Annotated in this window: 25 protein-coding genes and 1 tRNA gene; 3 read left to right on the top strand and 23 right to left on the bottom strand. The window is 54.6% G+C overall.

All coding sequences use genetic code 11. The annotated features are described in order from the left end of the window. Nucleotides 1–29: 29 nt before the first annotated feature. The 23 genes from ACSYSS_RS01660 to ACSYSS_RS01550 all read right to left on the bottom strand — a co-directional run bounded on the left by ACSYSS_RS01660 (nucleotide 30) and on the right by ACSYSS_RS01550 (nucleotide 25,797). Nucleotides 30–1,160, bottom strand: a complete 1,131-nt coding sequence (locus ACSYSS_RS01660) for a 3-deoxy-7-phosphoheptulonate synthase (RefSeq protein WP_491704320.1) — start codon at nucleotides 1,158–1,160, stop codon at nucleotides 30–32. A gap of 292 nt (nucleotides 1,161–1,452) precedes the next feature. Continuing rightward, nucleotides 1,453–2,793 (bottom strand): C1 family peptidase, encoded by a 1,341-nt coding sequence (locus tag ACSYSS_RS01655; RefSeq protein WP_491703787.1) that lies wholly within the window; start codon nucleotides 2,791–2,793, stop codon nucleotides 1,453–1,455. 161 nt (nucleotides 2,794–2,954) lie between these two features. Beyond that, complete coding sequence (locus tag ACSYSS_RS01650; protein ID WP_491703786.1) at nucleotides 2,955–4,424, bottom strand: coiled-coil domain-containing protein; 1,470 nt, start codon at nucleotides 4,422–4,424, stop codon at nucleotides 2,955–2,957. Between the two features lie 156 nt (nucleotides 4,425–4,580). Beyond that, entirely contained in the window at nucleotides 4,581–5,294 is a 714-nt protein-coding gene (locus ACSYSS_RS01645; protein WP_491703785.1) for a pyroglutamyl-peptidase I, read from the bottom strand. Nucleotide 5,295: 1 nt separating this feature from the next. After that, nucleotides 5,296–6,114, bottom strand: coding sequence for a fumarylacetoacetate hydrolase family protein (locus ACSYSS_RS01640; protein WP_491703784.1), 819 nt, complete (start codon nucleotides 6,112–6,114; stop codon nucleotides 5,296–5,298). A gap of 334 nt (nucleotides 6,115–6,448) precedes the next feature. Then, nucleotides 6,449–7,441: an FKBP-type peptidyl-prolyl cis-trans isomerase gene (locus tag ACSYSS_RS01635; RefSeq protein WP_491703783.1), complete on the bottom strand. Its 993-nt coding sequence runs from the start codon at nucleotides 7,439–7,441 to the stop codon at nucleotides 6,449–6,451. 207 nt (nucleotides 7,442–7,648) lie between these two features. Beyond that, nucleotides 7,649–8,557: a cysteine ABC transporter substrate-binding protein gene (locus tag ACSYSS_RS01630; protein ID WP_491704319.1), complete on the bottom strand. Its 909-nt coding sequence runs from the start codon at nucleotides 8,555–8,557 to the stop codon at nucleotides 7,649–7,651. Between the two features lie 162 nt (nucleotides 8,558–8,719). Then, nucleotides 8,720–9,574, bottom strand: a complete 855-nt coding sequence (locus ACSYSS_RS01625) for an amino acid ABC transporter ATP-binding protein (RefSeq protein ID WP_491703782.1) — start codon at nucleotides 9,572–9,574, stop codon at nucleotides 8,720–8,722. Then, entirely contained in the window at nucleotides 9,567–10,241 is a 675-nt protein-coding gene (locus ACSYSS_RS01620) for an amino acid ABC transporter permease (RefSeq protein ID WP_491703781.1), read from the bottom strand. Before ACSYSS_RS01620 ends, ACSYSS_RS01625 begins: the two co-directional genes overlap by 8 nt. Continuing rightward, complete coding sequence (locus tag ACSYSS_RS01615; protein ID WP_491704318.1) at nucleotides 10,228–10,827, bottom strand: amino acid ABC transporter permease; 600 nt, start codon at nucleotides 10,825–10,827, stop codon at nucleotides 10,228–10,230. The genes ACSYSS_RS01620 and ACSYSS_RS01615 overlap by 14 nt, the downstream gene beginning before the upstream one ends. 562 nt (nucleotides 10,828–11,389) lie before the next feature. Further along, complete coding sequence (locus ACSYSS_RS01610; RefSeq protein WP_491703780.1) at nucleotides 11,390–12,286, bottom strand: endonuclease; 897 nt, start codon at nucleotides 12,284–12,286, stop codon at nucleotides 11,390–11,392. A gap of 142 nt (nucleotides 12,287–12,428) precedes the next feature. Further along, nucleotides 12,429–13,985: a glycoside hydrolase family 32 protein gene (locus ACSYSS_RS01605; protein WP_491703779.1), complete on the bottom strand. Its 1,557-nt coding sequence runs from the start codon at nucleotides 13,983–13,985 to the stop codon at nucleotides 12,429–12,431. Between the two features lie 149 nt (nucleotides 13,986–14,134). Further along, the gene (locus ACSYSS_RS01600) at nucleotides 14,135–15,463 is read right to left on the bottom strand and encodes an MFS transporter (RefSeq protein WP_491703778.1); all 1,329 of its coding nucleotides are present in this window, start codon (nucleotides 15,461–15,463) and stop codon (nucleotides 14,135–14,137) included. A 340-nt stretch (nucleotides 15,464–15,803) separates the two neighbouring features. Then, on the bottom strand, nucleotides 15,804–16,868 hold the full coding sequence (locus ACSYSS_RS01595; protein WP_491703777.1) for a LacI family DNA-binding transcriptional regulator: 1,065 nt from the start codon (nucleotides 16,866–16,868) through the stop codon (nucleotides 15,804–15,806). Between the two features lie 134 nt (nucleotides 16,869–17,002). Continuing rightward, complete coding sequence (locus tag ACSYSS_RS01590; RefSeq protein WP_491704317.1) at nucleotides 17,003–17,281, bottom strand: F0F1 ATP synthase subunit epsilon; 279 nt, start codon at nucleotides 17,279–17,281, stop codon at nucleotides 17,003–17,005. 1 nt (nucleotide 17,282) lies between these two features. Continuing rightward, the gene (gene atpD / locus ACSYSS_RS01585; RefSeq protein ID WP_491703776.1) at nucleotides 17,283–18,767 is read right to left on the bottom strand and encodes a F0F1 ATP synthase subunit beta; all 1,485 of its coding nucleotides are present in this window, start codon (nucleotides 18,765–18,767) and stop codon (nucleotides 17,283–17,285) included. Between the two features lie 8 nt (nucleotides 18,768–18,775). Continuing rightward, entirely contained in the window at nucleotides 18,776–19,819 is a 1,044-nt protein-coding gene (locus tag ACSYSS_RS01580; protein WP_491703775.1) for a F0F1 ATP synthase subunit gamma, read from the bottom strand. Between the two features lie 3 nt (nucleotides 19,820–19,822). Next, on the bottom strand, nucleotides 19,823–21,454 hold the full coding sequence (gene atpA / locus ACSYSS_RS01575) for a F0F1 ATP synthase subunit alpha (protein ID WP_491703774.1): 1,632 nt from the start codon (nucleotides 21,452–21,454) through the stop codon (nucleotides 19,823–19,825). 85 nt (nucleotides 21,455–21,539) lie between these two features. Then, nucleotides 21,540–22,367: a F0F1 ATP synthase subunit delta gene (locus tag ACSYSS_RS01570; protein WP_491703773.1), complete on the bottom strand. Its 828-nt coding sequence runs from the start codon at nucleotides 22,365–22,367 to the stop codon at nucleotides 21,540–21,542. Nucleotides 22,368–22,444: 77 nt separating this feature from the next. Continuing rightward, the gene (locus tag ACSYSS_RS01565) at nucleotides 22,445–22,975 is read right to left on the bottom strand and encodes a F0F1 ATP synthase subunit B (RefSeq protein WP_491703772.1); all 531 of its coding nucleotides are present in this window, start codon (nucleotides 22,973–22,975) and stop codon (nucleotides 22,445–22,447) included. An 87-nt stretch (nucleotides 22,976–23,062) separates the two neighbouring features. After that, the gene (gene atpE / locus ACSYSS_RS01560; RefSeq protein ID WP_491703771.1) at nucleotides 23,063–23,290 is read right to left on the bottom strand and encodes an ATP synthase F0 subunit C; all 228 of its coding nucleotides are present in this window, start codon (nucleotides 23,288–23,290) and stop codon (nucleotides 23,063–23,065) included. Between the two features lie 167 nt (nucleotides 23,291–23,457). Continuing rightward, on the bottom strand, nucleotides 23,458–24,270 hold the full coding sequence (gene atpB, locus ACSYSS_RS01555) for a F0F1 ATP synthase subunit A (protein WP_491703770.1): 813 nt from the start codon (nucleotides 24,268–24,270) through the stop codon (nucleotides 23,458–23,460). 492 nt (nucleotides 24,271–24,762) lie between these two features. Beyond that, the gene (locus ACSYSS_RS01550; protein WP_491703769.1) at nucleotides 24,763–25,797 is read right to left on the bottom strand and encodes a homoserine O-succinyltransferase; all 1,035 of its coding nucleotides are present in this window, start codon (nucleotides 25,795–25,797) and stop codon (nucleotides 24,763–24,765) included. 281 nt (nucleotides 25,798–26,078) lie between these two features. On the opposite strand from ACSYSS_RS01550, the gene ACSYSS_RS01545 reads away from it, so the two are divergent. The 3 genes from ACSYSS_RS01545 to ACSYSS_RS01535 all read left to right on the top strand — a co-directional run bounded on the left by ACSYSS_RS01545 (nucleotide 26,079) and on the right by ACSYSS_RS01535 (nucleotide 26,917). Then, nucleotides 26,079–26,152: transfer RNA gene (locus tag ACSYSS_RS01545), tRNA-Met, on the top strand. A gap of 343 nt (nucleotides 26,153–26,495) precedes the next feature. Then, nucleotides 26,496–26,735, top strand: a complete 240-nt coding sequence (locus ACSYSS_RS01540; protein ID WP_491703768.1) for a helix-turn-helix domain-containing protein — start codon at nucleotides 26,496–26,498, stop codon at nucleotides 26,733–26,735. Beyond that, nucleotides 26,735–26,917 carry a hypothetical protein gene (locus ACSYSS_RS01535; RefSeq protein ID WP_491703767.1) on the top strand — a complete coding sequence of 61 codons (183 nt, stop codon included), beginning with the start codon at nucleotides 26,735–26,737 and terminating at the stop codon, nucleotides 26,915–26,917. The genes ACSYSS_RS01540 and ACSYSS_RS01535 overlap by 1 nt, the downstream gene beginning before the upstream one ends. Nucleotides 26,918–26,979 lie beyond the last annotated feature (62 nt).

Below are 26,979 nucleotides of genomic sequence, written 5' to 3'. Positions count from 1 at the left end.
ATAGCGCACCCAACACCAACACATTGCCATCAGTCCCTATCGAGCACACGCCGGGCACTCACCGCGTCCGCCAGGGTATGCAGCAGCCCTTCCGTTCGGTCCCAAGCTATGCAGGCATCGGTGATGGAGCGTCCGTACACCAGCTGATCCAAGGGCGCCGGTGACTGGTGGCCACCTTTGAGGAAGCTTTCCATCATCACACCGAAAATGCCCTGCTCCCCAGCTGCCAGACGCCTTGCGATATCTTCGACCACCAAGGCCTCGCGAACTTCGTTCTTACCACAGTTGCCATGTGCGGCATCGATCAGCAGCCCATGCTCACTGGGACCAACCACTTTCGATTCATGCAATGTCTCCAACGCCGAGCGAACCGATTCAGCATCATAATTGGGCCCGCTGGACGAACCACGCAACACGATATGGCAATCGGGATTACCTCTGGTTTCGGCGGAGATCACCCTGCCGTCGAGGTTAATCGAAAGGAAGTGATGCTCGCTCGAAACGGCGTAACAAGAGTCCGCAGCGGCCTTCACCGACCCATCGGTGGCATTCTTGAAGCCAATCGGCATGGACATGCCGCTGGCCAGCTCACGATGGACCTGGCTCTCAGTGTTGCGGGCACCGATGGCACCCCAACTCACCAAATCGCACAAATACTGCGGGGTGATGGGGTCCAGCCATTCCATCGCAGTCGGCAGCCCCAGAGAAAGTACGTCAAGCAAGACCTGGCGCGCCATGAACATGCCCTTACGGATATTGAACTCACCGTCGAGGTCCGGATCATTAATGAGCCCCTTCCACCCCAGGGTGGTACGTGGTTTTTCGAAATACGTACGCATGACGATGAGCAGACGGTCACTCAACTCACGGCTCACGTCGGCAAGCTTGCCCGCATACTCGTGGGCAGCCTTGGGATCATGGATGGAACAAGGGCCGACGATGACAAGCAGACGGTCGTCGCGCCCGTGAAGCACATTGCGCACCTCCTGGCGTGAGTCCAAGACGAACCGACTCTGCTCCGCGTTCATCGGAAGCTCCTGAAGGAACACGCGGGGAGCCGGAATGGGATCGAGCTGCCTGATGTTGACATCAACGGTTTCGGGGTAGACCGCCCGTTCCCCGAATCGTTGTGCGTCCTCCGCACTACCAGGTCCCTTCATAGCCGAACTCACTTTCTGCACGTCTCTTCTTCGTTGCTCCGATTCAGGGACATCTGCAATAATGACGATACCTGTTGCGATGCCCACTATATATGATTTTATTGCATCGTTACCATATGCGCATATGCTTCTCTATCATCGTCAACGACACGAAGTGGAACACCGCAATGCGATTTGCCATAGACACAGCCAAGATAACCGAAGCGACGCGGAACGAGCGGCACCATCACACGCCGTTCAATCCACGTCGCCATCAAGATTCACAGAAGTGAGCGAATCCCACATCCGCCAATCAGGCCAAGGCACCCATCGGGTCCCACGCTGGCAGCATGATGGCGGGCTCGTCGAGGGCGGCCAGATACTCGGCCGGCAGCATCGACTTCGGCACGGCGATTTCGTACACATACTCGCTGAACCAGTCATCGCTCATGGTGAAGTAGCCCTTGTCCGCCACCTTGTCTCCCCAGGAGTTCTCCACACGCCAGCGATTGGTGGTCGTTCCATCATCAGCCACATCCACGCCGACAAAGGCCATGGCGTGGTTCATAGCCGAGTCCCCGAAGCGCACACGCTGCTCCTTGTCCATATCGAAGTCAACACCGTACACCTTGTCGTATTCGAAGAGGTCCGTGGCCCAAGCGCCGCCCGCGCGGTCCATCATGGGGCCGCAATCGGCACCGAACCACACCGGCATGTTCTTTTCGGAAAGAATCCTGCGAGCGCAATCCTTCATGAACTGATTGGGCACATTGAGATATTCGGTGGGGTCGCCGCCGGCCACGTTGCCCAAGTGCTCGATGCCGATCTTCTTGCCCTTCGGATGCTCGGAGCGGGGATCGTCCACCAGCGACACGTAGTCCTCAAGGTCGTTGCCGTTGTTCACATACTTCTTCCAGAATTCAACCGGGGTGATGTTGCCGTCACGGTGGAAGTTGCCGTCTCTGTCTGTCCACTCCCAATCGAAGCTCTTCGGCGGCTCGCCCAAATGGATGGTGAGCATGCGATGACCGGCATCGACGGTCTCATCGATGATTTGGTCGATGCGGCTCGGGTCCGCGTACATGTGGGCCACCGCAGTGTGCAGCATGTGGCGCAATTGAGTGTTCATGGCCTTGCTGGATTTGGATGAAGCAGTCTCGGGGAAGAGATCCTTGGGGACGGCCCCATACTTCTTGTAGACGTTCATAGCCATGGTCCACTGGCCGCCGTCGCCCATCACGTCGTCAAGCATATGCTTGACCAGACGGGAGTCCCTGGGCTCACCGGCACGAATCAGAGCGGCCATGTCGCGCATGAAATAGTTTACGCGTTCCAGTTTGTCATAATACATGGCGTAGGCCTGAGAAAGCTCGAACTGATCGAGGTTCATGGACTTCTTGGCCTCGTAGCGCGAGACGTTGAGCGAGCTGAACAACCAGCACCGACCTGACTGGTTCTGGTTCGTCACCTCTCCGTTGTCGACGGTGACGGAGAAACGGCGCTGCAGCCTGCGAGCACGGTCGTAGTTACGGGCCACGTCATTGATGCCTACAGTGGTGACGGCGTTCATGGCCAGCCGATTGGCGGTTGACTTGTCGAAGTCCTCACGCATGCTCTCCAATTTTTCTTGACTCAATGGTGCAATCTCAGACATTCTGCTCCTTTTCGATATTCTGTGTCTGCTGTTGTGTTGCAGCCGGCATGATCATATGCCAGCATGCACGCATCGGATTACGATTCACGAATCCACGTTTTCGGCCGCATATAATCCGTCAGCGTTGTACCAGCAAAATCTGCAACGATACCCAACTTAACTCACTGTTGGGTTTGGTCGGGGCCTTCAGCCTCTGCGGATTGTTCAGATTCGTCCTGCACGCCGTCAGCGGACGGTGCTGCCTTGCGATCCACAGGCTGGGCGTTTGCCTCACTATCAGTGTCGTCGGAAGTCTGTGCATCCTCATCGCCACTGTCAACGGAGTTGACGACCGAAATCCCATCCGGGTCATCCTCATTGCCACCAGCATCGTCATTGTCGAATCCGAAACCCGAGAATGCATTGGAGAACATGGCCTTCAGCTCGCTGACACGGCGGGTGATGTTCGCCTCCCGCTCCTGCATCTGAGCGATTCGGGCATCGAGTGCGTCGAGCTCATCCTTGGCTGCGGCACGCCGTTCCTCAAGCTTCTTGTGAGCCTCCTTACCGGCATTGTCAAGAATCTGCGAAGCCTGGTCATCGGCTTCCTTACGCTTGCTGACTGCATAGGCATCGGCATCGTCACGAACGTCCTTGGCCTTGGAGATCAGATCATCGCTCTCCTTCTTGGCCGATGCACGCTGCTCTTCAAGCTTGCCCAGCAACTCATTGACCTTTGTGGTGGCTTCTTCCTGCTGGGCGGCGATATCGGCACGAATCTGCTCCACTTCCGCCGTAACCTGAGCCTTGGTCTGCGTGGCACTAACATCAGCGGCGTCAGTGACGGACTGTGCCTTGTTTTTGGCCTCGTCTATGATTTCCGCTGCCTTACGCTGAGCAGAGGACGTCATATTGGAAACCTGTTCACGCACATCCGAAAGCTTCTTGTTGGCATCAGCCAACGCCGTCGCAATCTGCTCGCTTGACTCGTTTTTGAGCTTGGCGATCTCATCATTGGCGGCCTTGCGGGAATCGGCGATCTCCTGTGTGGCCTTTGCCTTCATGTCGGCGATCTCACGCTCCTGCTTGGCGCGCTCGGACGCCAGACGCTTGGTATGCTCCTCACGGGTGTTATTGAGCTCAATCTCCAAGCTATCACGCTGCTGAGCAACATATTTGTTGACCTCATCGCGCTGCTGTTCGGCCTCTTGCTTAGCCCTCTGAGAGGCGGAAACGGACTCGGTCTGGGCCTTGGCGAGGATGGTGGCGGCCTTGGCATTGGCCTCGTCGAGCACGCGCTGAACATCAAGCTTTGAATTGTTGATCAATGTCTGAGCCTGAGACTGGGCTGCGGCACGGGTGCTCGCAGCGTCCTGCTTGGCCCTGTTGACCAACTCGGCACTGGTCTGCTCCGCGGATGCCAACATCTGCTGCGCATTCGCGCCCAAGGAAGCAAATGAGTTTCCACCCTTCGAGGCTTTTTTGACGTTGTTCTTTTCCTCTTGAAGGCGAGCCTGGAGGCGCAGAATGGACTCATCACTGGTGCTTATCTGAGCACGCAGGCGTTCCAAGGTCTTTTGATTCTCCGCGAGCGCCGAATCCACTGCATCCTTGTCGTACCCGCGAAGCACGACCGGAAACCGATCCACCATATCCGTTCCTTCCATCCGAAATCAGCTCAAACCCAAGGCTTAAGACACAATAAACAATATCTGTATCCATCTTAATTCATAACACCAGGGAAAACCCTGAGCATGTCTGAATTCATGCAAATCTCAGAGAAAGACCTGCCCATTACGCTCATAGGTTCAATCGATGAGGATGTCCGACGATGAGGGATCGAAATAATATCTCACAGCCTCGCATACCACATCGTTCAAGGCGCACACCTGCTGGGTTATGCTGAGCCCGTGCCGTGCGTGAGAGGCATCCACAATGGAGGGCAGGCTCACGAAACCGGCGATAACACGGTGATGGCCGGCAGCCCACTGCATAAGGTTGTAGAACACGGAATTGCTGACATAGGTTCCGGCATCGGAGCTCAATGCCGCCGGAATCTCGTCTCGTCCGAAGTCGTCAAGAATGGCCCTGAGCGGCAAACGGGTCCAGAATGCAGCCGGCCCATCAGCATTGATGGGGCCATGCTCCACGCGATCGCCCGTCTCAAGGAATATTCGTGAAGGCTCGCTGCTTCGCCCTACATTGCGTAAGGTATCAATCAGGTTGACGGCGCAGCGTTCCAGCAGTATGCCGCGGGCAGAGCTGTTGAACCCGGTGGCAACAACCACATTGGGAGCGCCCGCATCAAGCGCCGACTCAAGGGTTGGCCAAGCCTTCTCGATGCTGATGGGAAGCATCACAGACGTCATGCTCACCTGAACGTCACGAAATGTGTCATCATCGTGGCCGGCAAGCGCCTGGGCCCCCTCTTCACCCAGCTGATCGACCACCATGTGTGAGGGATTGCCCTCGGACCCCTCTTGCGAATCGAACCCGGAAACCACAACATTCACATGTTCCATCTCAATGCCCCTTAACCACTACATTGCGCAACGAACCAATCCCCTCAATGGTGACCTGAGCCTCATCAAGAGGATGCAGGCTGCCCGATGCGTTAGGGGTGCCGGTCATGATGACATCGCCAGGCAGCAACGTGGCAAAGCTCGAAATCCGCGCAATCTGCTCGGGAATGGAATGGATGAGATTCGCCGTGGTGCCACTGGCCTGAGGCACCTCCTCCCCGTTGAGTTGGAAGGATATACGGGCATCCTGCCATTTGAGCTCCGTGGCAATCCACGGGCCAAGCGGGCAAGAAGTATCGAACCCTTTGGCACGGGTCCACATCGGGTCTGCACCTTGCAGATCACGCAACGTCACATCATTGACGCATGTGAAGCCCAGCACATAGTCCATGGCCTCGGTCTGCGACACGTTTTTTGCCATCCTGCCCATCACCACGGCCACTTCAGGTTCATAATTCATATCGTTGCTGAAGCTCGGCATGACGATGGGGTCGTCCGGACCTATCACCGACGTGCTGGGCTTCATGAAGATCTCCATCTCTGCAGGTGCATGAGCCACGCTGCTTTGCCCATTGGCATGCATGAACTGCGCATGGGCCTCGTAGTTTTTGGCCAAGCCGTAGACCTTGGACGGAATCACCGGAGCAAGCAGACGAATGCCCTCACCATCCAGTTCAAAGCGTTCGCCGGTGGGCTTGGCGGCCTGGGCGCCAAAGGGATATCCATCCAAAGCGACTAGATAGTCCATGCCGCTGGATTGATCCGTTTGAACGAAGGCATACTGAGGCGTTCCGTTATGTGAAAAACGTGCAATTCTCATACCTGCAAGTCTACATCCTGCAAAGTATCGCGGTAGTAAACGCCACCCTTATTGAGCCGAATGGCCCAAGAACGCTAATACCAACCACGTCAAGAAATCTTTGCCCTCACTCTGCAAAAGAGTCCCATCCCCGCACAGAGCGGTTATCCACATGGAGGTGTTACGCTGGCGTAAGCTTGGCCGAGCCCGACTCAAGCTCGTCAAAAGAGCCCCATCCATGCAGAAAGCGGTTATCCACAGATAGGTGTTGCGCTGGCGTAGGCTTGGCCGAGCGGCCTTGAGCGTCCAGCGCAACACCTATCTGTGGATAACCGCGGTAGTGCCTTGAAGGGCATCAGCTCTGCGTCTGCCCCTGGTCGTCGAGGATGTCGACTACAAAGTACAAGGTTGAGTTTGCCGGGATGCCCTTCTGCGCCTTATTGCCATACCCCTCATCGGGCGGGATGACCAACAGCACCTGAGAGCCTACGGTTTGCCCCGCCAAACCTTTCGTCCAGCCGGAGACCACCTGCTGCAGAGAGAACACGGAAGACTCGCCCCTGTCCCAAGAGGAGTCGAACTGGGAGGGTTTGCCATCCTTGCCGCGCACCCAACCGGTATAATGCGCATCAATTGTGTCGCTCTGCGCCACCTTCTGGCCTTTGCCTATGATGAGCGGCTGCACCACCAGCTTGCCATCAGGCTGATAATTGCCCAAGTCAATCGACGGCTTGCCTTTGGAGTCAAGCGTCACTTTGGGCAGATTGCCAGGGACATCCTTCACCTTCTGGCCATGCGCACGGTTTTCAGTGGCGGAAATCACCGTGATCGCCATGACGTAGGAGGTGCCTGCCGAATTTTTGTCATTGACGCCAAACGCCACGGTTGAGTTGACCTTCTGGTTGATGAGCACGTTGTAATATGTCGCATTGATCTTCTGCTTGTTCATCACCAGAGAGCAGTCAGGGATGTTCTTCTCCCAGGAGCTCATGAGTTCGGAACCGTCTTTGGCATTGAGCGCCACACTTTGCACACACAGACGCTGACCCGTCTGAATCTTTGCGCCGTTGCCCTTCTGCAGGACAGCGTATGAATTGTTGATCACCTTCATTGGAACATGGAAGGTAACCTTCGGCTTCTTGCCGGGGTCGCCGGTGGCGCTCACACCGGCCATCTGAGTGCCGATGCCATCAGTGGCATCGGCTTGGGATGTTGCAGATGATGACTTTTTTGAAGAAGTATCTGATTTGCCGTTACCGCAAGCCGCCGCGGTCAATGTCAGACTTGCCGCACAGAGCAGGGCCAAGGCAGAAGCGACAAGATGTTTGGTTGTATGTAAAGCATGCATGGACACCACTGTACCGGCCTCGGCTGATTTTGCTGTTTCGGCGAAAATCAGCAAAAACCGAACCAGACTCCACCAACCTTGGCCGAAGCACCGACATTCCACACGGAACAATCAACACAATGGATCCATCATAAAATTCCCCTACCGATCCGGGCATTTTGTACGAATCGATAGGGGAATCGATAGTGGGCATAACCGATTGCCATATCAGCCCTTACCACCCTCAATGACGATGTCGTCAGGGTTGGAAGTGGAACCGTAGACCGGGGCCAGAGTCTGGGTATAGTCCTTGTGGAAGAACTGCTCCTTGCCGAGTTTGACGATCTCGGTGTTGATGAAGTCAAGCAACTCCTTATTGCCCTTCTTGACAGCCGGAGCGATGGTGGCTTCGTCACCCAGTTTCGTGACGCCGACAGTGAACCCCTTGTTGGCCTTGGCCCAAGCAAGCACCTCAGTGTTGTCGGTGCTCATGGCATCCCCGCGATGATCGAGGAGGGCGTTGTAGGCATCTGCATATTGGTCGTACTTCTGAAGCTTGATATCCGGATAGTTTTTCTCAAAATACGGTTCGGCGGTGGTGCCTTTCGCAATGATCAATGACTTGCTCTTCAGCTCGCTCACGTTCTTAATCGGAGCGGAATCAGGAGAGACAATGCCGAGATACACCTTCATATAGGGCTTGGCGAAATCGACCTTCTGTGCCCGCTCAGGCGTGACGGTGAAATTGGCCAGCGTGATGTCGACTTTGTTGCTCGAAAGCACGTCCACACGTGCGGCTGGATCAACGGGCGTGTATTGCGGCTCCACTCCAAGGTCTTTCGCCAAACGCTGCGCAAAGTAAATATCGTAGCCCTGATACTTGCCGTCCTTGTCGGTATAGCCAAACGGTGCCTTGTCGGAGAAGACAGCGACCTTGAGTTTTCCTGACTTCTTGATTTCGACAATCGAGCGAGCGGACGTTGAGGAGCCTGCACCCGAAGAGGCAGTGTTTCCGGAATTGCCATCACTCGGTGTACTTCCCGAAGGTCCACAGGCCGCAACTGAAACCATCATCGCGGCAGCGGCCCCGATGCTCGCAGTTGCCTTTACGATACGGCTTACGAATTTTGCAGCCATCATCCCTCTTTTCATTGATTGATATTCATCCATACACAATGCCCGAAGGCACCACCCCGGAATTGCCGGGAAATCTAGTTATTGATCGAATCGCATCGACTATCGAGCGAACCATCAGCTCAGACAACCGCACCAGCAAGCTGAACCAGCCAAATCATGCGATTACGCATCCCGCTTACGCTCGTAGGTGAGCGTGTTGAGGAATTGTCGGGCACGCTGTGAAGAGGGGTGCGTGAAGAACTCCTCGGGATCGTCGGACTCTTCGACCAGAGCACCGCTGTCAAGCAGCACGATATGGTCCGCTATGGCACGCGCAAACGACATTTCGTGGGTCACAATCATCATGGTGAGCCCTTGATCGGCAAGCTCAAGGATGACTTGGAGCACTTCACGCACCATTTCCGGATCAAGGGCCGCCGTGACTTCGTCAAACAGCATGATGTGTGGGTGCATGATCAATGCCCGGCAAATCGCCACACGTTGACGTTGTCCGCCGGAAAGTTCGCTGGGCCAGGCATCCTTGCGATCGGCCAGCCCCACACGCTCCAGCAACTCCAACGCCTCCTTCTTGGCTTCGGCCTTGCTGCGTTTCTGCACCAGAACGGGAGCCATGGTGATATTGCCAAGCACGGTTTTATTGGGAAACAGGTCATAGCTCTGAAACACCATTCCGATACTTGAACGCAATCGAGCTGTACGGGAGGAGTCTCCAACGGCCAACCCTGCTGACTGATGCGACGAGGACTTACCCCCACCGTGCCGGCTGGCATTCAAAGGGGTTCCGGTCGCTATGGTGTTCCCATCAAGTTCAATCGAGCCACCTTGGATGGACTCCAAACCTGCAATGGTACGCAACAACGTTGATTTGCCGGAACCGGATGGTCCAAGCACAACGAATACCTTGCCATGGGGCACGACGAAGGAAATATCGTTCAACACCGGCTCATCGGAGCCCTCATACTGTTTGACAAGATGTTTGACCTCAATCACCGCATGGCTATCCGCTTGCTCACTCATGAGCCCACCGCCTTTCCATATAGCGTGCCAGCAACGAAAGTGGCCAGCAGATAAAGAAATACATGAAGAAGATGACCCCATAGATCCACAAGGTGGCCTGTGGGTATGCAAATCGGTTCGCATCGATGATCTGCTGACCAACTTTGATGACTTCGACCACACCAAGCAAGGCCGCCAGTGACGTGGTCTTGATGATGCGCGTGGCGAGGTTGACGCTCGCGGGAAGCATACGCTGCAGCGCCTGCGGAAGGATGATGCGCGTGAAGGTTTGCCAAGAGCTCAGCCCTAGCACATACGCCGTTTCACTCTGCACCACCGGTATGGATTCCAAGGCGCCACGCACCAAATCACCCAGCTCGGCCCCGCCCCACAATACGAATACCAGCACGCAAGCACCCGTGGCATCGAGATTCCAGTCGAACGCACGAGCAAATCCATAGAACGCAATAAACAGCAACGCCAGTTGAGGCATAATACGGATGAAATCAAGATATACGCGCATGACGGCACGCACCAAACGGCTACGAACCGTCATCAGCCAACCGACCAACAGGCCCACCGGCACGGAGAGAACCACCGAAACACCCGCAATCCAAACCGTGACCCACAAGCCTTGGAACAGCCGTGGGAACACACCCGGCTGGAAGAGAATATCAACGCCTTGCATAGTCGAACCTCCTCTCCAGCACTGTGCCGATAATGGAGATCGGCAACAAAATGACGAGATAGGTGATGATCAGCAGCAGCAACGACTCATAGGTGTTATACGAGACGCCGATAAGGTCCTTGGTCACGTACATCACATCCGCGAGCGCAATGGCCGAAACCACCGACGACTCCTTGACAAGGAAGATCACGTTGGCCACAATACCTGGAATGGCGCTGCTCAAAGCCTGTGGCAGTATCACATGCGTAAGCGTCTGCAGCGTCGTCAGGCCCAACACCTTGGCACTCTCACGCTGCACCGTGGGCACTGCCTGGAAGCCCGCACGCATGGCCTCCGACATGTAGGAGCCGCCTAAGAAGGTGAGTCCCACGATGGCGCAGGTTTCGGCGCTCCACGTAACACCCAGCTTGGGCAGGCCAAAATAGAGAAAGTAGAGCTGCACCAAGAGCGGCGTGTTTCGAGAAAGCTCCACATAGACCTGAACGATGGGATTGAGGACAGGTGTGCGAGAAAGCTCAATTGAAGCGCATACCAGGCCAAGCAATATGGAAAAGACCACGCCAAAGAACGAGATGAACACCGTCATATACGCGGCACTGACGAAGAAATGCGCATTCTGGCTAATAAACGTCCAGTTCAAACCACACTCCTCCCCTCTTTTTCAGTCATCGTTCACGGTCCTTGATCTGCAAAACCACACTCATGAACCCATGGCGAAAGCCATCATAACTACTTACAGCACTCGAAGACCAACACAGGAACCGCAAGTTGGTGCAATGAGCGAAATAACGACCTGCCACAAACCGTTCCCCCAGAATACATGCGGTTGCATGAATAAAACGGGGTCTTGCTATATCGAAAGTGAATACCCAACTATCATTGTCAATGGATTGGCATTCAACGACAGCAACGACAAGCAGAAACCAAACAACGCAACAGTGCGCTTTGGGCGCCTAATGCAAATTCTGTGGTCATCATAGACGTCAGTATACACACTCTTGCATTACGGGCAATAGCAATTCGGCCAAACACCATACAATTTTCACTGAGAGGGGACTTTTATTGATTTTTTAGGACACTGAAAACAGAAATGCGGAAAATGCAATGCCCCCATATTGTCTTTCTCTGTACGATTTTCCGGTGTACACCTAGAAAAGACGCAAAGCACCGTCTTCGGTGCCTTTCATATCGCCATAATCCAAAATCAGGCATTCAAAACCTCTCGATTGTGCCAGCACTTTGGCTTGGGGAGTGATGGTCTGGGCCGCGAAAATGCCTCGGACCGGAGCCACCAGCGGATCCCTATTGAGCAACTTGCAGTACCGCGTAAGCTGCTCCACACCGTCAATGCCGCCGTGCCGTTTGATTTCGATGGCTACATGCTGGCCCGATGCATCCTTGGCCATGATATCGACCGGCCCCACGGGAGTCGGATACTCACGACGAACCAACGTGGCCCCCTTGCCTATGCGCTCGATCTGCTCAGCCAAGTAGCGCTGAAGATGATCCTCCACACCGTCCTTGACAAGACCTGGATCCTCGCCTAAATCAAACGTCTGATCAAAATAGACCTTGGCAACCGTCACTTCTAGAATATCATCTGATTTATCAGACGCCACCCGGAACACTGTTTGTGCAGGCTGATTGCCCTCGCCTTGGCAAGCATCATCCTTGAGGCCATCGGACTCGGCCCATGCACCAACCGATACGCCATCGACAGTGGCTGCGCTACCGACTGCGTCTTCTTGGTCTGCCGAAACCCCAAGATTCTCATCACTACTCACAGTTGAAGCCGAACAATGCCCAGCGGATTCTTCAACTGCGCCGGCGTCATCAACGTCTGCGCCATTTTCGGCGCTCTTGCCATCAATCTCACGAATCGTACAGGGAGCTGCCATCCAGTTCAGCGGTTTGTATGAGCCGAGCTCGGAAAATATAAGAAAACTGTTGTCAGCCTTGACCAGCAGCACTCGCTTTGCCATCGGTAGGTAGGCATTGAGCCGGCCAGAATACTCTGCACTGCAATCCGCAACAATAATTCGCACAAACACATACTCTAGCGTGACACCAACACTATAACAACGCAGTCCTAGGCAGACCTGCACTACGTACGGTGCAGTTTTGCCTAGGACTGCGCGCATTCGAAGGATCTGCTTCAGCAGTGCCAATTCTGCGATGCCGGAACCATCACTCCAAGCCGATGGACTTGATGTCGTGAACGGTCAGTCGTTTGACCGACAGCACACCGGACTCACTGGTTAGCTTGATGGCACGCGGACCGTCCGATGGATAGCTGTAGGAACTGAGCACATAATGGCCGTCATTGACATACACTTCGAGGGAACCACGGTCAACGAAGACTCTCAGCTTGAGCTCATCGGCATCCAGCTCCTCTTTCGAAAGACGGGCTGCACGATACCCACGATCGCCACGGGCGGCTGCCTGACGATCGATCACCACGGTTCCTGCCTGGGCGTCAAAAGCGACGTAGGTGTACGATCCGTCAGGCGTGGCATGCACCTTGAGCCCGGCACGTTCGGCGGTGGAATGTTTGAGATCGATGTCAAGCTCGATTTCGGCGGCTTCCTTATCCTCATCCACCAATGCCTCTTCATTGGTCTCAATGGTACGAGGCACATGCTCGAAGGTGTTGATGCGCAGCCGTTCGACCTCAGGCACCGGAACGGTATGCACGTCCCCGTCATCGCCAAGAAACACCTCGCGCGGCAACGTCATCTGGCCGCACCAACCGTCGGACTGCATCGGTGCGTTGCCCTCGAACGGGCTCATCCAGCCGTACATGATGCGCCTGCCATCCACCTCGAAGGACTGCGGGGCATAATAGTTGGCGCCACAATCCCAAAGACGGAACTCAGTCTCCGGCTTGAATGCCTCGCCAGGCTTCCAGGTACCGATCATGTAGCCGGCATTGTCCTTGTTGCGGTTCATATATCCGTTGGGACGCGCACCCTGTGCGGAGAAGCAGATAACCCACTTCTCGTTGCCGTTGTTGTCCTTGAGCGGGAAGAAGTCGGGGCACTCCAACATGAACACATTCGGATCGGGGCTCTCATACAACACGTTCGAAAATGTCCAATCAGTCATGTTTTCAGAGGTGTAAATCCAAATCTGACCCTTTTGGTCGGCTGTTGAGACACCATGAATCATGGTCCACACACCGTCTTGCTTCCACACTTTGGGATCACGGAAGTGCGAATCCACCTTGTCTCGTGGGCAGTCCACAACCATACCCAGCTTGTTGAGCTTGGTGGCATCGTCGTCTTCCGCCTCGGCAAGCATCTGAACCTGCCACTGTCCGTCTTTATCGTTCTTGCCGTTGTTCCAACGGTGCCCGGTGTAATAGAACTTGAGTTTGCCGTCGTCATCGATCACAGCCGAACCGGAGAACACGCCGTCTTTTTCCTGTTCAAGACTAGGAGCCATGGCAATCGGGTCGCGCCGCCAAGTCACCATGTCGGTGCTGGAGACATGCCCCCAATGCATCGGACCCCATTGGGTGCCATAGGGATGAAGCTGGTAGTAGACGTGCCAACGCCCCTTGTAATAGCACAGGCCGTTGGGGTCATTGATCCATCCGCCGTTGGAGGCTATGTGAAACTTGGGGTACCATCTGTCGTTGCGTTCCAATGCAAGCTCTTCAACACTGGCTTCAGCCTTGGCAAGTTCAACGTCCTCGTCGCGAATAGGAGTGTATACGGGATTCGAATTACTCATCTTTGACATCTTTCTCGTGAATTGTGTGGATATTCCATCATATTAGCTAATTAGTTGGCCCAAAGGAACGGATTCATGCCTGTTTGCGTTCTTTTGAGCCAACTTACAGTGGCACTGGCCCTAAACCGGCCTGGGATTCAGCCGAAAATCTGGTCAGACTAGTCACCGGCACCTGCACCGGCATCGATCTTCTTACGGTCCTTGACACGTATGAATGGATCGCCATCCACCTGCTGGTTGTCCTTCTTGATGATGAAGAAGCCGTAGATAAGAGCGCACAGCACGATGGCAGAGATGACGAAGAACGTCTTCTGGGGTCCGATCTGATCATGAAGCTTGCCCAACGGAACGGACATGAAGCTCTGCCCCAGCGTGGAGGCTATCTGGAAACCGACCATATACAGGGTCGCAGAAAGTTTCGTATTGAAATGCAGGGTGAAGTAGCGGAATGCCGGCAAGCTGAACAACGGCGTCTCGATGGCGTGGAAGAGCTTGACGATGGAGATCATGACCGGGTTGGTGGCCACGCCACACAGCCCGATACGCACACACATGACCAAAGCGCCAAGCAGCAATGAATTGCGAACTCCGATGTGATCCATGATGATAGGCACCACGCCCATCATGATTGATTCGAGGAACACCTCGGTGGCGTTGAGGATGCTGTACCATTGGTTGCCCTGATCAGGAGTGGCAAACAACGATGTGAAGTAGTTGGGGAACATCTGCTGGTCGAAGACGGTGTAGAAGGTGTTGGTGAAGAACATGAAGATGATCAGCAGCCACAGGGAACCCATGCCCAGCACGGAAATCATTTCCTTGGCCGTCGGGTTGGTCCGCGGTGCGTTGGGATCGGCCTCCTTCTTGAGCTCTTCCTTCTGCTCGGCTGGACGCCAGAACGCATAGATGAGAATCATGCCGACACCAAATGCAGAACCAAGCCAGAAGTTGATGTACATGTTGATGTTGAACAGCGGACCGGCGATAAGCGCCACGCATGCGTAGCCGAAGGACCCCCACGCGCGGGCCTGGCCATATTCAAAACCGAAGAAACGGCTGTAGCGTTCAGTCAACGCCTCGAACAACGAGCAGCCTGCCATAAAACCTGCTGAAAGCACGACGGAGCCGAGCAGCATACCTACGAAACGCTTGGTGCCACCGGCAGCAAGAAGCGGGCCATAGATGAACTGCGCAAAGGGCCCGATGCAGGCTGCGATGCAGGAGACCACGACGACCAGACGACGCTTGATGCCAAGGTTATCTTGAATAACGCCATAGAAGAACATGATAAACAGCGTTACAAAAGAGTTAAAAGAGTAAATCTCGCCCTGTTGAGCTCCGGTCATACCTAGACCGTGCACAGGATCCGTGAGCCATCGGGAGAAGAAAGACCACCAGATGCCCCACGCACAGAAGAACATGAAGATACCGGTTGAACTCTCGAGGTACGAGGGGTTCCGGTACGTTTTTGATGCGTTGATTGCCATAATTCACCTTTCTCGTTTCGGCGCCGCTGCACGCCGACCGCGGGGACTGCCCCGCTGCAGATGCAAACTGCCTCACCGCTGAGCTGCATCATGTATCAATATAGAACGGGAAACGTTTTTCGTCAAGGCGAACACGGATATTCATGCATTTTCATCCATTATTATGCAATAATTCGATATTATTCTAGTTTGTTCATCAACTCACTCTTATTTGCTCAGATGCATTGCGACGAACCCATGTAGATAACACAATTTACCGTGAACAACATCAAATCCGCACGCCAGCAGACACACCGCTCAACGAAAACCTCAACACGGCATCAGAACATCCAACCCTCAATCAGGAGTCCTGACGCACAGACTCCCTGTCTATAAGCCTGCAGTGAATCAAGGTCCTTTCGGCTGAGCCATTGAGCGGGGGCAACGTCGTTCGAAGGCTCTGCTGACCGGCCAGGCTGCTGGGAACACCAGGCTCGCGGCCTTCAATCTGACTGACCAACTTGCGTGCGCCCCAGTACCCCATCTCATAATGGGGCAACGCCACCGTGGTCAGCTTCGGAGAAAGCGTCTCCACCACAACGCGGTGGTTGTCGACCCCAACCACCGAGATGTACCTTCCGACGTGCAGCCCCAGTTTGATGGCACAGGCATACACGTAGCACGTTCTGGCATCGTTGAAACAGAAACATGCATCGGGGTGCGCGGTTTGAAATAGCCGATAAACAGCTTCAAGGGCCGGTCCATTGTTACCGACCGCAATACGCAGCTTCGGGTCCACCGGCAGCCCGTACTCTCTCAACGCCTGCTCATAGCCCTGCGCACGGAGCGGCTCCGCCCGAAGATTCTCGGAGCAGCCGATATACGCAATGCGTTTACAGCCGGCCTTGATGAGTAGAGTCGTGGCATCATAGCCGATGGACACCTCATCGGGCGAAATGCTAGGCGTCTCGCCAGTGGCATCGGAGGCATCGACGATGACAGTGGGCACACCTTGAAGGGATGACGGCCGCTGGGTGACGCGGTTGTACATCTTGGCGTACAGATATCCGTCAACACCATATCGCTTCAGAGCATCGATTTCCTGCTGTTCGCTGGCCTTGCCATCAGTGTTGACCAACAAAAGCATATACCCCAGCTCACTGGCCGCATCCTGCGCCCCCAGTACGATCTCACCGGCATAGGGTGTAGTGGCAATCTCCTCACTGACAAATCCAATGGTCTTCGTGCGGCTGGTGCGAAGGGAGCTGGCAAGAGGATTGGGACGATAGCCCATCTCCCGGGCTATCCGACGAATTCTATGGGCGATTTCAGGTTTGACATGCCCCGCCTCGTGATGATTGAGCGAGAGGGACACTGAAGTCACCGATGTCCCTGCGCGTTTTGCCACTTCCCTGATGGTAGTCATACTGCTGAGAATAGTCGATATGCGCGATTGAATGGCCCCAAGACGACACCACGGCATGGGGCCTCGCTGCAAAACGACAAAAGGCACCCACCTTGAACAGTGGATGCCTTGGCGCAATGGTCTTCGACCCCGTATCACTCAGCCGATTCCGGAGCCTTGCCCTCCTGAGCCGCAACGGTCAACACGTTGGAGTCAAACGAGATGAAACCGTCGGATACATTAAACGTATGACGTTTCCCGTCCATATCAAGTGCCGACACCGGACCATCCTCAATGACCGTAAGAATGGGTTCATGGTTGGGCATGATGCCCATCTGCCCACCGGCGGCAGGAACGGTGACCTTGGCGGCCTCGCCACTCCATAGCGGGCGGTCAGCTGACACAATGTTGACATGAATTGAGGATCCGGCCATGTCACTCACCGTATTCCTTCTGCATGTCGTGCCACTTATGCTCCAGATCATCGATGCCGCCGATGCCGCTGAATGCCTGCTCGGGGACCTCATCGTACTTGCCCTCACAGATGCGCTTGAAGGCTTCGATGGTCTCGTCGGCCGGCACGTAGGAGCCTGGCCTGCCGGTGAACTTCTGCGCAACGTAGAAGTTCTGGCCCAAGAACTGCTCGATCTTGCGGGCACGGTTGACGGTGGTCTTGTCTTCCTCACCGAGCTCGTCGATGCCGATCAATGCGATGATGTCCTGCAGCTCCTTGTTACGCTGCAAAATGGCCTTGACTTGATTGGCAACCTCGTAATGATCCTGACCCACGTAGCGCGGATCCAAGATTCGTGACGTGGAGGATAGCGGATCGACGGCCGGGTAAATGCCTTGGGACGCAATATCACGAGAAAGCTCGGTGGTGGCGTCCAAATGAGCGAACGTCGTGGCGGGAGCAGGGTCAGTGTAATCGTCCGCCGGCACATACACGGCCTGCAAGGAGGTGATGGAGTGGCCGCGCGTGGATGTGATGCGCTCCTGCAAGGCACCCATCTCATCGGCCAGGTTCGGCTGGTAGCCCACTGCCGAAGGCATACGGCCCAGCAACGTGGAGACCTCGGAACCAGCCTGGGTGAAGCGGAAGATGTTGTCGATGAAGAGCAACACATCCTGATTCTCCACGTCACGGAAGTACTCGGCCATCGTCAGTGCCGTCAGCGGCACACGAAGACGGGTTCCCGGCGGTTCATCCATCTGCCCGAAGACCAAGGCGGTTTTCTCAAGGACGCCGGCAGCCGCCATCTCGCCGATCAGATCGTTGCCCTCACGGGTACGCTCGCCAACGCCTGCAAACACGGAGACGCCGCCGTGGTTCTGCGCCACGCGCTGGATCATCTCCTGAATCAGCACGGTCTTGCCAACGCCTGCACCGCCGAAGAGGCCGATCTTGCCACCCTCTACGTATGGGGTAAGCAGATCGATGACCTTGATGCCCGTTTCGAACATCTTCGTGCTGCTTTCAAGCTGGTCGAAGGCGGGAGGATTGCGATGGATGCTCCAACGCTCCTTGATGTCGATATGCTCACCGGGCTTGGCGTTCAAGATGTTGCCCGTGACATCAAAGACATGGCCCTTGGTCACGTCGCCGACCGGCACCTCGATGGGGCCGCCCGTATCCGTGACCGAAGCGCCACGCACCAGTCCATCGGTCGGCTTCAAAGCCACGGCACGCACCGTGGAGTCGCCCAAGTGCTGCTCGACCTCAAGGGTGATCTCCTTGACGCTTTCGCCTTCCTCGTTACCAACATTGCTGATGTTGACCTTCAAGGCATTATAGATATCGGGCATGTGGCCCGCTGGAAACTCAACGTCGACAACGGAGCCCTGAACACGTGTGACGCGTCCGGCACCCAAATCGACCTCGGGTTTTTCGGTGGCCGCTGTTGTCTGATTTTCAGCCATATGCGTCCCTACTCTTCCTTCTTGTTAAGCGCATCCGCGCTGCTGATAATCTCAGTAAGTTCCTGTGTGATGGAGGCCTGGCGCGAAGCATTAAGCCTGCGTGTGAGCTCGTCAATCAGATTGTTGGCATTGTCCGTTGCAGTGTGCATGGCGTTCTGCCTGCTCGCCGTCTCGGACGCAGCTGCCGTAAGAAGACACTCGTGGATGCGCGATTGGACATACTTAGGCAGAATCGAGTCAAGCACTTCGTTCAGGCTCGGTTCGAACAGATACAATGGCGTGGCCGGCCTGACCGACTTGGCCTTGAGGTTCTCGTCACTGCCTTCGACGTCCTGCGTGGCCTCGGTGATTTGATCCTTGGATGAATCGCCGTCAGTGCCTTGCCCCGCAGCCTTGCCCACAGCTTCCTGATGGGCCCTTGCGGCCTGCTCGTTGCGATTGGCCGTGTACCCGCCAACCAGCTGCACAGGCAGCATCCGTAGCACGCGCACCTTCTGCACCACCATGTTGATGAACTCGGTGAAGACGATGTACAGCTCGGAGACACCGCCCTTCTCAGCGGGCTTCATGTAGTCAGAAAGCAGTTCGTCGGAAATCTGACGAGCCACCTCAACACCCGGGTGGTCGGTCTGGCCCTCCCACGTGTCCGCAATGGTGCGGCCGCGGTATTTGTAGTACGAAATACCGCGTCTGCCATACACATACAACTGTGGCTGCTTGCCCTCGCCGTCGAGCCTATCGAGCAAGGCCTCGGTCTCACGAATCACCGAGGACGTATACGCACCGGCCATGCCGCGGTCAGCCGTCAACGCCAAGACGGCAACCTGGGGATTGGAGACCTGGCGGTTCTTCACGATTGGATGATCGATGTCGGTGTGCGCTGCAAGAGCCTGCACGGCATCGAAAATCGCATCGCTATACGGCTTCGCATTCAAGGCCACGGTACGGGCCTTGGAAATGTGCGAGGACGCAATCATCTCCTGCGCGTTGAAGATCTTGCCCAACGACGTGGTGGAGTTGATTCTCGATTTCAATGCGAGTTGCGAAACCATAGGCTACTTGCTCCCCGCCACGATTTTCTCCTGCTCGACCTTCGCCGGGACGAAATCGGCCTTTGGCTTCTTCGTCACCAGAGGAGTGCCCGCCTTCGTCACGTAGTTGGAACGGTACGCGTCCACCGCCGCATCGAGCTTCTGCTCGGTTTCGTCGCTAAAGTCACCGGTGTCACGAATGACCTTGAGCACGTCGGTGTTGTGGTCGAGATAGTCCAAGAGTCCATGTTCGAAGGGCAGCACATCGGCAACCTCAAGGTCGTCAAGCTTGCCATGGGTGCCGGTCCATACCGCCACGACCTCCTGCTCCATGGAATACGGCGAGAACTGGGGTTGCTTGAGCAGCTCGGTGAGCCTTGCCCCGCGGGTCAGCTGTTGCTTCGACGCTGCATCCAAGTCGGATGCGAACATGGCGAAGGACTGCAACGAACGATACTGAGCCAAGGAAATCTTCAGCGTACTCGTGACCTTCTTCATCGCCTTGGTCTGCGCGTCTCCACCCACACGGGAGACGGAGATACCCACATCCACAGCAGGACGCTGGTTGGCGTTGAAGAGATCGGACTGCAGGAAGATCTGACCGTCAGTGATGGAGATGACGTTGGTTGGAATGTACGCCGAAACGTCATTCGCCTTCGTCTCCACAATCGGCAGACCAGTCATCGAGCCACCGCCCAAATCATCGGAGAGCTTGGCGCAGCGTTCCAGCAGACGGGAGTGCAGGTAGAACACATCGCCGGGGTAAGCCTCACGCCCCGGTGGGCGCCTCAGCAGCAAGGAGATAGATCGATAGGCCTCGGCCTGCTTGGAAAGATCATCGAAGACGATGAGCACATGCTTGCCGTGATACATCCAGTGCTGGCCGATAGCCGAACCGGTGTAGGGGGCTATGTATTTGAACCCTGCAGAATCGGAGGCAGGGCTGGCCACGATGGTAGTGTACTCCATGGCCCCGGCATCTTCCAGGCTCTTACGCACGGATGCGATGGTGGTGCCCTTCTGACCGATGGCCACGTAGATGCAACGCACCTGCTTCTTCGGGTCGCCGCTCTCCCAGTTGCTCTTCTGGTTGATGATGGTGTCGATGGCGATGGCGGTCTTACCCGTCTGCCGGTCGCCGATGATGAGCTGACGCTGGCCACGGCCGATAGGAGTCATGGCATCGATGGCCATGAGACCCGTGGAAAGCGGCTCGTCGACCGGATGGCGGTGCATCACATCGGGGGCCTGCGCCTCCATCATTCTTCGGCCTTCGCTCTTGATCTCTCCCAAGCCGTCAATCGGCTTGCCTAGCGGGTCAACGGTGCGACCCAGGAAGCCGTCTCCGACTGGGACGGAGAGCACCTCGCCGGTGCGCTTGACTTCCTGCCCCTCTTCAATGCCGGCGAAGTCACCAAGGACAACCACGCCGATCTCACGAGGATCAAGGTTGAACGCCAAACCGAGCGTACCGTCCTCAAAGGTCAGCAACTCGTTGGCCATGCAACCAGGCAATCCCGTCACATGCGCAATGCCGTCTCCGGCCGCCTCAACGTACCCCACCTCCTGAGTGGGTGAATCGCTGGGGCGATAGGACTCGACGAATTCGTCGAGAGCCTTGCGCACCTTGGCGGGATCAATGGTAAGTTCTGCCATCAATCACTCCTTATCTTGTGTACGAATTAAGTCTTATAAGTCCTCAAGCCCATTGACCACAAAGCCAAAACCCGAGGGCCGTTGTTTACATGCTGGTCTTTATGCTTCGTTCCAGCCAGGCAAGTTGAGCCGCGACCGTATGGTCGGTGACGTCATCCCCGATCTGTATTCTCATGCCGCCGATCACCGAGGGGTCGACCATAAGATTGATATGGGCCGGATGGCCAAGCTGTGCAGAAAAATGCTCCATAAGACGCCTGATCTGATCGTGGCTGAGTTGAGTTGCCGCTGTAACCGTGACCATGGATGCACCCATGTGCCTGGAAAACTTTGCAATGAGCCAGCGCAAGGACGTAAGCAATGTTCTGTGACGTGGGGAACACACCAAATGCCTCACAAGACACATCGTGACCTTATTGAGATCGCTGCTGTCAAACACCTTGTCCAGAAGGTTCTCACGAGCCTGTGCCGAGATTGACGAATCAGCCAATTTCGAGCAGAGCACTGGTGAATTAAGTAGTGACGATTCAATCTTAGCCAACTCAATGGAGACCGCCAAAGTGCATTTCGTGGCGTCAGAGTAATACATCATGGCATCAACGGCAAAGTCCTCCACTGCATTCGCAATGTCGGAGACCCTGCTCCACCTACGTCCTACCAAATCCTGCAGAACCTCAAGCGTATATGGATGAACCTCTCCGCCAAGAATGTTGTTCAGCAACGTCACCTTGTCACTCGTCGGGCGACTGGGATCAGTCAACGACTGCTCCACCTTTGCGTTCTCATCCAGAAGTTGTGTCATGACGAACAGTTCTTCGCCAATCCTCCATGTCTCCACACCGCAATCACGCAGCTTGGGAGCCAATAAGTCACGCGACTGACGGTCTGCGCTCAATGAAGCTTCTCCACGCATTTGGTTCACCTCCTCGGTCTTTCATCCATGTCACCAATCTCTTCTGCTCTAGCCTCACAGCCAGTGCATGTAAGCGGCTACTTTTTGTCTTTGGTCTCCAGCTCGTCGATCATCCCATCGATCATGTTGGACTGCACAGCGGAATCCTGAAGCTTTTCACCAAGAATCTTGCCTGCCAATGACGTTGCCAATGTACCAACGTCACCTTTGAGCTTGACCATGGCCTGCTGCTGCTGAGATGCGACAGAACGCTGAGCGGCGGCAGTGATCTGAGCCGCTTCGCTGTCAGCCTTGTTATGTGCATCAGCAACAATCTGCTTGGCCTCGACTCGTGCATCATCACGTATCTTCGAAGCATCCATGCGAGCACTGTTGAGCTGATCTTCATACTTTTTCTTCGCCTTGTCGGCGTCTTCCTTGGCTTTGGCGGCCTTGGAGATATTGCCTTCAATCTTCTCGGCTCGTTCGTCGAAAATGGCGTTGAACTTGGGCATGAAGAACTTGTAGAAGAACACCGCAATGATGATGAGAATGATCAGAGACCACACCATGTCATACACCTTGGGAATGAACAACTGCAATCCGCCGCTAGCGGCTAATTCCACCATGAAGCCCTCCTTTCATACCTTCCATATCGTGCATATGTGCACAGACCGAACGTTTGCGCACCCATACCGAATCATTTTCACTGCCACTCAGACGATGAGCAAGGCTACGAAGCCCAGTAAGCCGAGCAGCTCGACCATTGCAGCACCGATGAGCATGAGCGTCTGAATCTTTCCAGCCATCTCAGGCTGACGAGCAGTGGCATCAAGCGCGTGCCCGACCAACATGCCCAAGCCGAGGCCTGGACCAAGAACGGCCAAGCCGTAGCCAAGGATGCTCAGGTTACCTGATACGGCAGCAAGGGAGATGATACCCATTTGTGTTTCCTTTCTTGGGAATGGAACAATTTCATTTCAGACCGTCACACCGAACGGGTGGCAGACAATGGATATTCCAAACCAAATAAACCAACTGTTTTCAGTTATGTGTTTTTAATTATAAATTCTGTAACCGTGGCTGTGGCACAAGGCTAAGGCCGCGTGGATTAGTTCTCCGGATAGCTCAGGTTGATGTACGCCGTGGAAAGAATGGCAAACACATAAGCCTGAAGAAACGCCACGAACAGCTCGAACAACGTCATCACAAGACCGCCTACAAGCCAAAGGCCGCCAACGGGGATACCGGCGAGCTTGTTGCTGAATTCGACAATCCAGTAATTGGCGAACGCCAGGCAAGTGGCAAGCACCAAGTGACCAGAAACCATATTGGCGAACAGTCGGATGGTGAGCGAAAGCGGGCGGACGATGACGATTTCAAACAACTGCACCGGAGCCAGCAACACATAAATGAAAGGAGGCACCCCAGGAGTGAAGCATTCATCACGAATGAATCCCCATAGTCCCTTCTCTCGGATGCCCGCCGCCCAGTATTGGTACAGCGTCCAGAGCGCAAATACCAGCGGCATGGCGATGGTGGCAGTCGCGGCTATGTTGGCACCAGGAATCACGCCACACACATTGAACACGAGAATCGTGAAGAACAGAGTAACGATCATCGGCACGTAGCGCCTGCCACGTAGCTCGCCCATAATTTCGTAAACGACGCTGTTCTGAATGAAACTGATACCCCACTCGATGAACGCCTGCCAGCGGCCGGGAATAAGCTTTGCATGTGCCGCCGTGATGCCAAGTACGACCAACAACACGAGCGTCGCCACAATACGGACAAGCATGATCCTGTTGATGGCGAACGGCGTGCCCTGGAACAGAATTTCAGGAGGCAGGAAGTCGTTGACTGAAGGCAAATCAGCGCCGTTACCGGCTGCAAGCGTTACAGCATTGCTCACCGTTTTAAACATGTACGCCTCCCAATAAAGATCTCAGACATTCGAGTCTACGCCACATGAAGGAGATGTGAGACATCGGCCTCATTCACCCCATCATTTCCGCGGAAATAAAAAAGGCAGGGGCGACCTCGTTGGATTGACCCTGTCCCTCTACCTCGAACAACCGTGAAGTGATTCTACACACTTTTGGGAAAATTGGTAATTCAACTTGAATTTTCGTCGTTTCCAAATGTTTCCAAGGGGTATAGAGCGATTCTTACAGGGCAAACAGACAAAAATCGTAAAGATACACAGCAGAATTTTCGAGATACCTCATACAGACCGACCGAATCGTACGTACGCCGTCATATCTGGCAACTTTACAGGTACGTTTCAGTCAGAAATTCCCTCTTTTCCGTCCAAAATGTACCCATTTACGAACTCATCAATCCAAGTGCGTACAATTCAGACACTTTCAGTTCAGCAGGTACAATAACGACAATGCAGCTGCACACATCATGATTCTCAGCAGCTGTGCAAGCCATAGCCGTCAGTGGCGAATGGGACAAAACCATCAGAGCGTGGGGACACCGGCGCATGACGAATGGCGCGATCGGTACCAAGCTGCCTGCTGGCGCGAAGCCCGGGCACCCGCGTCAGATCGTACGGAGTGGTCTGATACACCCAGTTCAACCAGTTGCGCCAGATGAGGTTGGCATGGGCCCGCCATGAGAACAGCGGCTCCAATGCAGGGTCGTCATGCGGAAAATAATTACGTGGGAATGGAACGTTCTTGAGGCCCTTGGCCTTGTCGCGTTCGTACTCGTCTCGCAATGTAAATTTGCCGTACTCCCAATGCCCCAATACAAACACTTCAGAAAAATCCTTGGTCGCAATGAGGCCGGAACCAGCCTCAGGTCCCTTTGTGAGTACTTGAAGATCAGGATCAGCAGCTACATCCTCCTCCCTGATTCCAGCCAACCTAGAGTGAGGCTGAAGAGAGATCTCGTCGAATCCATTGGTCAGAAAACAGTACTCGTCTTGCAAAAACTGCGGAAAGACGCCAAACAGCTTTTCCTTGAAATTGACCTTCCGCACATCATATCGGTAATATAGTGCGGCCATGGCGCCCCAGCACAAGTACATGGTGGAAAAAACGTGGGTTTGTGACCAATCGAGAATCTCGGTAAGCTCCTGCCAATAATCGACCTGTTCGAATTCCAGTTGTTCCACTGGCGCACCGGTGACAACAAGACCGTCATAGTAATTGTTCTTCAGCACATCAAATTTTTCATAGAACTTTACGAGATGGTCCGCGCTGACATGGGTAGACTCATGCGTCGAAGTCTGCATAAAATCAATATCAACCTGAAGCGGTGATTTGGAGATGAGGCGCAACAGCTGAGTCTCGGTCTCGATCTTCTTGGGCATCAGATTGAGAATCACCAATCTCAACGGACGTATCTGCTGACGCTCGGCATCCGGCTTCTCAAGAGCAAAAATACGCTCCGAATCGAGGATGTCGCGAGCCGGTAAATCACTGGGAATCTTGATAGGCATGACACCTATTATTGCGGGGTTTGCGGACGGGCGTGAACACATGGCAGCACGCCATACAACCCAGCTGATAACCGAAATGAACCCGTCGAGAGTCGAGGATTCACCAGTGACTACGTTACAGACACAAAAAGGGTTCTTCGACCGAATCGTACGCATTGCCCAGCAAATGGCGACAAAATGGGTGCAATCCGGAAACATCCTGTGGTAAAACGCTGTGAGCATAGTCGATTTGACGTTTGGCAGTTTAGCCGTATTATAGAAATGTTGTCTTTGACAACCGTCGCGGGGTGGAGCAGTTCGGTAGCTCGCTGGGCTCATAACCCAGAGGTCTTAGGTTCAAATCCTAACCCCGCTACTAATAACCCATTGGGCTCAAGGAACTTGGCCGGTTGAATTCCTAGGAATTCACCGGCCTTTTCCATATCTGGAATAGTCCAAGCCGTATCACCCTTCATCTTTTGCGAAATCAAGCCGCGCGACACGCCAAGAGCTCGTGATAAATCTGCCTTACTTTTATCGCGTATCGCTAAAGCAACTCTCATGTTTGCGCATATTACTGATTCCAGCGAAATCTTTACGTCCGGCTTTTCCTTTGTTTGTGTAGTCATACTGAACATATTACACCAAAATGAGTACTTTTACTACACACTACCGAAATTGTGCACTTACACTTTTCAACTTGTGCTATAGTGCATAGTATGGCTAAACAACAAGGTTGTAATTACAAAGAGATGATTAGTCGCATCAATCATCTTCTGGAAATTAACGGCATGTCACGAGCAGAACTCTCACGTCATCTTGGCATTACTCGTTCTCTCATCTCGCAAAAACTTGCGGGAACAACAAAATTCACACTTCAGGATATTGCAACTTTGGCCAACTTATTTGACGTCAGTACAGATGTGCTGATGGCGCGTGAACCAATGGAGGTCAAGTAATGAGTGTTGAGATTCTTGCGAGTCTGGCATTGGCGTTGTCGGCGATGGCGTTGCTTGCGTCGCTGGTCGCGCTGTGGGATGCCCACGACGCGCTGGACGCGGCTGCAAAGGCGCGTCAGGACGCGTTCGACGCGCAGGTGAGCGCACGTCTCGTTTCCCACGAACCAATGGAGGTGCGGTGATGGATATCGACGATGTCGTGATCATCATTTCATTGTTGTCGATCGTGCTCAGCGTTCTCTCG

It is taken from the genome of Bifidobacterium sp. ESL1118 (assembly GCF_058505595.1).
The sequence above is the reverse complement of the archived record's forward strand: the minus strand, read 5'-3'. Positions and strand labels throughout refer to the sequence as shown.